The sequence below is a fragment of the Streptomyces spongiae genome (assembly GCF_009377185.1).
In the GTDB taxonomy this organism is placed as follows: domain Bacteria; phylum Actinomycetota; class Actinomycetes; order Streptomycetales; family Streptomycetaceae; genus Streptomyces; species Streptomyces spongiae.
Window position 1 is genome coordinate 1 of record NZ_VJZC01000749.1, and the last position, 4,222, is coordinate 4,222.

The 4,222-nt window shown below is 72.8% G+C and carries 2 protein-coding genes; one reads left to right on the forward strand and one right to left on the reverse strand.

Annotated features, from left to right (window positions below; genetic code table 11):
- Nucleotides 1–2,245 (forward strand): beta-xylosidase/alpha-l-arabinosidase (locus tag FNH08_RS45960; RefSeq protein ID WP_228034789.1); only part of this gene is annotated, 2,245 nt, incomplete at its 5' end.
- A gap of 18 nt (nt 2,246–2,263) precedes the next feature.
- On the opposite strand, the gene FNH08_RS45965 is transcribed toward FNH08_RS45960, so the two are convergent.
- Nucleotides 2,264–4,093, reverse strand: coding sequence for a glycoside hydrolase family 15 protein (locus tag FNH08_RS45965; protein WP_152777624.1), 1,830 nt, complete (start codon nt 4,091–4,093; stop codon nt 2,264–2,266).
- Nucleotides 4,094–4,222: the final 129 nt, after the last annotated feature.

Sequence of the window (4,222 nt, forward strand, 5' to 3'; positions counted from 1 at the left end):
GCTCTCCCGTATGACCCTGGAGGAGAAGACCGCCCAGCTGTACGGGGTGTGGGTGGGCGCCGCCACGGACGGCGACGGAGTCGCCCCCCACCAGCACGACATGACCGAGTCCTTCGACTTCGACGAGCTGATCACCCGGGGCCTCGGCCAGCTCACCCGCTCCTTCGGCACCGCCCCCGTGGACCCGGCGCTGGGCGCGCAGGCCCTGGCCCGCGCCCAGCGCCGCATCATCGCCGCGAACCGCTTCGGCGTCCCGGCGCTCGCCCACGAGGAGTGCCTGGCCGGTTTCACGACCTGGGGCGCCACCGCGTACCCGGTCCCGCTGGCCTGGGGCGCCAGCTTCGACCCCGGCCTGGTCGAGGAGGTGGGCCGGCACATCGGCCGCGATCTGGCGTCGGTGGGCGTGCACCAGGGCCTCGCCCCCGTCCTGGACGTCGTACGGGACCCGCGCTGGGGCCGGGTCGAGGAGACCATCGGCGAGGACCCGTACCTGGTCGGCACGGTCGGCGCCGCGTATGTGAAGGGCATGGAGTCCGCGGGGGTCGTGGCCACGCTCAAGCACTTCGCCGGGTACGCGGCGTCGGTGGGCGCCCGCAACCTCGCTCCGGTACGGGCCGGGGTGCGGGAGTTCGCCGACGTGACGCTGCCGCCGTTCGAGATGGCCGTACGGGAGGGCGGAGCGCGCTCGGTGATGGCGGCGTACAACGAGACCGACGGCGTTCCGGCGTCCGCGGACCCGTACCTCCTCACCCGGCTGCTGCGCGAGGAGTGGGGCTTCACCGGCACGGTCGTCTCGGACTACTTCGGCGTCGGCTTCCTCGAAACCCTGCACCGGATCGCCGGCAGCCCCGCCGAGGCGGCGGACGCGGCCCTGACGGCGGGCATCGACGTCGAACTGCCGACGCTGCGCTGCTACGGGGACGCGCTGGTGCGGGCGGTACGGGACGGTGCCGTGCACGAGTCCCTGGTGGAGCGCGCGGCCCGCCGAGTGCTGCTGCAGAAGTGCGAGCTGGGCCTCCTCGACGGGGAGATGCCCGAGCCGCCGGAGCGGGTCGACCTCGACTCACGGGCCAACCGGGCGCTGGCCCGCCGGCTGGCGGAGGCGTCGGTGGTCCTGCTGGACAACCCGACGAATGCCCTGCCCCTCGCCTCCGACACGCGTGTCGCGGTGGTGGGCCCGCGCGCCCATGATCCGCTGGCGATGCTCGGCTGCTACTCGTTCCCGTCCCACGTGGGCATCCATCACCCCGAGCACCCCATCGGCATCGAGATCCCGACGCTCTGGGAGTCGCTGCGCGCCGAGCTCCCCGACGCGAAGATCGCGTACGCGGAGGGCTGCGACACCTCGGGCGACGACACGAGCGGCTTCGACGAGGCGGTGGCGCGCGCGTCGGAGGCCGACGTGGTCGTGGCGGTGCTCGGGGACCGGGCGGGCCTGTTCGGCCGGGGTACGTCGGGCGAGGGCTGCGACGCCGCGGACCTGCGGCTGCCGGGTGTGCAGGGCGAGCTGCTGGACGCGCTGACGGCCACGGGGACCCCGGTGGTGCTGGTGCTCCTCACCGGCCGCCCGTACGCGCTCGGTCGCTGGCACGGGCGGCTCGCCGCGACGGTGCAGGCGTTCTTCCCGGGCGAGGAGGGCGGCCCAGCGGTCGCGGGCGTCCTCTCGGGGCGGGTGAACCCGTCGGGCCGGCTGCCGGTGAGCGTGCCGCGCACCCCGGGGGGCCAGCCGTGGACGTACCTCCAGCCGCCGCTGGGCCTGGCGGGCGACGTCAGCAACCTCGACCCGACCCCGCTGTACCCCTTCGGCCACGGCCGCTCGTACACCGGCGTCACCTGGTCCGGCTTCGCGGCGCCGGACGCCGAGATCCCCACGGACGGGTCGTACGACGTGAAGGTCACCGTCACCAACACGGGTGACCGCGAGGGCAGCGAGGTCGTCCAGCTGTACCTGCACGACCCGGTGGCGCAGGTGACCCGCCCCGACGTGCGGCTGATCGGCTACCAACGGGTGGACCTCGCGGCGGGCGAGGCGCGACAGGTGACGTTCCGCTTCCATGCCGACCTGTCGGCGTTCACCGGCCGCACGGGCCGCCGCATCGTGGAGCCGGGCGTGCTGGAACTGCGGCTGTCGGCGTCCAGCGCGGACGTACGGCACACCACGCGCCTGACCCTGACGGGGCCGGAACGGGTCCTGGGCCCGGACCGAGTGCTGCGCTGTGCGACGGAGGTGTCGCCTGCGGACTGAGACTCAACCCACTGAGACTCAGCCCAGGGCCCGGTCCAGGTTGAAGGCCGCGCTGATCAGGGCCAGGTGGGTGAACGCCTGCGGGAAGTTGCCCTGTTGCTCGCCGGTGCGGCTGATCTCCTCGGCGTACAGGCCGAGGTGGTTGGCGTAAGTGAGCATCTTCTCGAAGGCGAGCCGGGCCTCGTCGATCCGTCCGGCCCTGGTCAGCGCCTCGACGTACCAGAAGGAGCAGATGGAGAACGTGCCCTCCTCGCCGCGCAGGCCGTCGGGGCTGGCCTCGGGGTCGTAGCGGTGGACGAGGGAGTCCGACACCAGGTCCTGGGTGAGCGCGTCGAGCGTGGACAGCCACTTGGGGTCGGTGGGCGAGATGAACTTGGCCAGGGGCATCATCAGGACGGCGGCGTCGAGGACGTCGCCGTCCTCGTGCTGGACGAAGGCCCGGCGCTCGTCCGACCAGCCGCGGGTCATGATCCGCCGGTAGATCGTGTCGCGGGACCGGCGCCAGTGGGGCAGGTCGGCGGGCAGGCCGCGCCGGTTGGCCATGCGGATCGCGCGCTCGATGGCCACCCAGCACATCAGCCGTGAGTACAGGAAGTTCTGGCGTCCGCCGCGGGTCTCCCAGATGCCCTCGTCGGGCTGGTCCCAGTGGTCGCACACCCACTCGACGAGCGCGCAGACGTCGTCCCACTGGTCGCTGGAGATGGGCTGGGCCCACTTGTCGTAGAGGTAGATCGAGTCGATCAGGGCGCCGTAGATGTCGAGCTGGAGCTGGCCGGCGGCGTCGTTGCCGACCCGGACCGGTGCCGAGCCGAGGTGGCCCTCCAGGTGGTCGAGCTCGCGTTCGGGCAGGTCGGTGCGGCCGTCGATGCCGTACATGATCTGCAGCGGGCCGGAAGGGCCGCCGTCGCACGGGGTGACGTACCGGTTCAGGAACCTCATGAACGCCTCGGCCTCGCCGGTGAAGCCGAGCCGCAGCAGGGCGTACACGCAGAAGGCGGCGTCACGGACCCACACGTACCGGTAGTCCCAGTTGCGCTCGCCGCCCGGCTGCTCGGGCAGGCTGGTGGTGGGCGCGGCCACGATCGCGCCGGTCGGGACGAAGGTGAGGAGCTTCAGGGTGAGCGCGGAACGGTGCACCATCTCCCGCCAGCGGCCGCGGTAGCGGGAGGCGTGCAGCCAGCGGCGCCAGTACGCGACGGTGTCGGCGAACTCCTGCTCGGCCTCCAGCCGGGCGCACCCGCGCGGTTCCACGTCGTCGCCGACCTGGTCGAGCGCGAACACCGCGGCCTCGCCCTCGGCGAGCTTGAACTCGGCCCGGGCGTCGAGGCCGTCCTGTTCCAGGGCCACGGTGGAGGTCAGGGCGAGCGTCAGCCGGGCGGACTCGAAGACCGCCGTGTCGCCGAGGGTCCGCAGGGTGTGCGGGTCGGCCCCGTAGGCGAACCGCGGGGCCACGCGCGTCCGGAACGGAACGGTGCCGCGTACGCACACCACCCGGCGGATCAGCCGGTGCCGTCCGGCCTCGCCGCCGATGGCGGTGTCCGCCTCGTGCACCGGCATGAAGTCCTGGACCTCCCCCACACCCTCCTCGGTGAAGAAGCGGGTGATCAGCACATTGGTGTCCGGGAAGTAGAACTGCTTGGTTCGCGCCGGTACGGTCGCCGTCAGCTCGAAGCATCCGCCCTTCTCCGCGTCCAGGAGAGCGGCGAACACGCTCGGGGCGTCGAAGCGGGGGCAGCAGTACCAGTCGATCGTGCCGTTGCTGCCCACCAGGGCCACGGTTCGCAGGTCGCCGATCAGGCCGTGGTCGGCGATGGGCAGGTATCCGCCGGATCCGCTTGTCTCCGCCATGGCAGCACCCCTCGTGGGGACCGGCCCGCACTGGTCGGCCGATGCTTCCCAGGCTACGACCGCCTGGCCTGGCGGGCCTGCTGACGCCCGCCGGGGAGGTTGTCTCGCCCCCGCCGCCCCTACCCGTCC

Coding starts and splice junctions, on each gene's coding strand:
- FNH08_RS45965 (WP_152777624.1), bottom strand. CDS start 4,093: ATGGCGGAGACAAGCGGATCCGGCGGATACCTGCCCATCGCCGACCAC.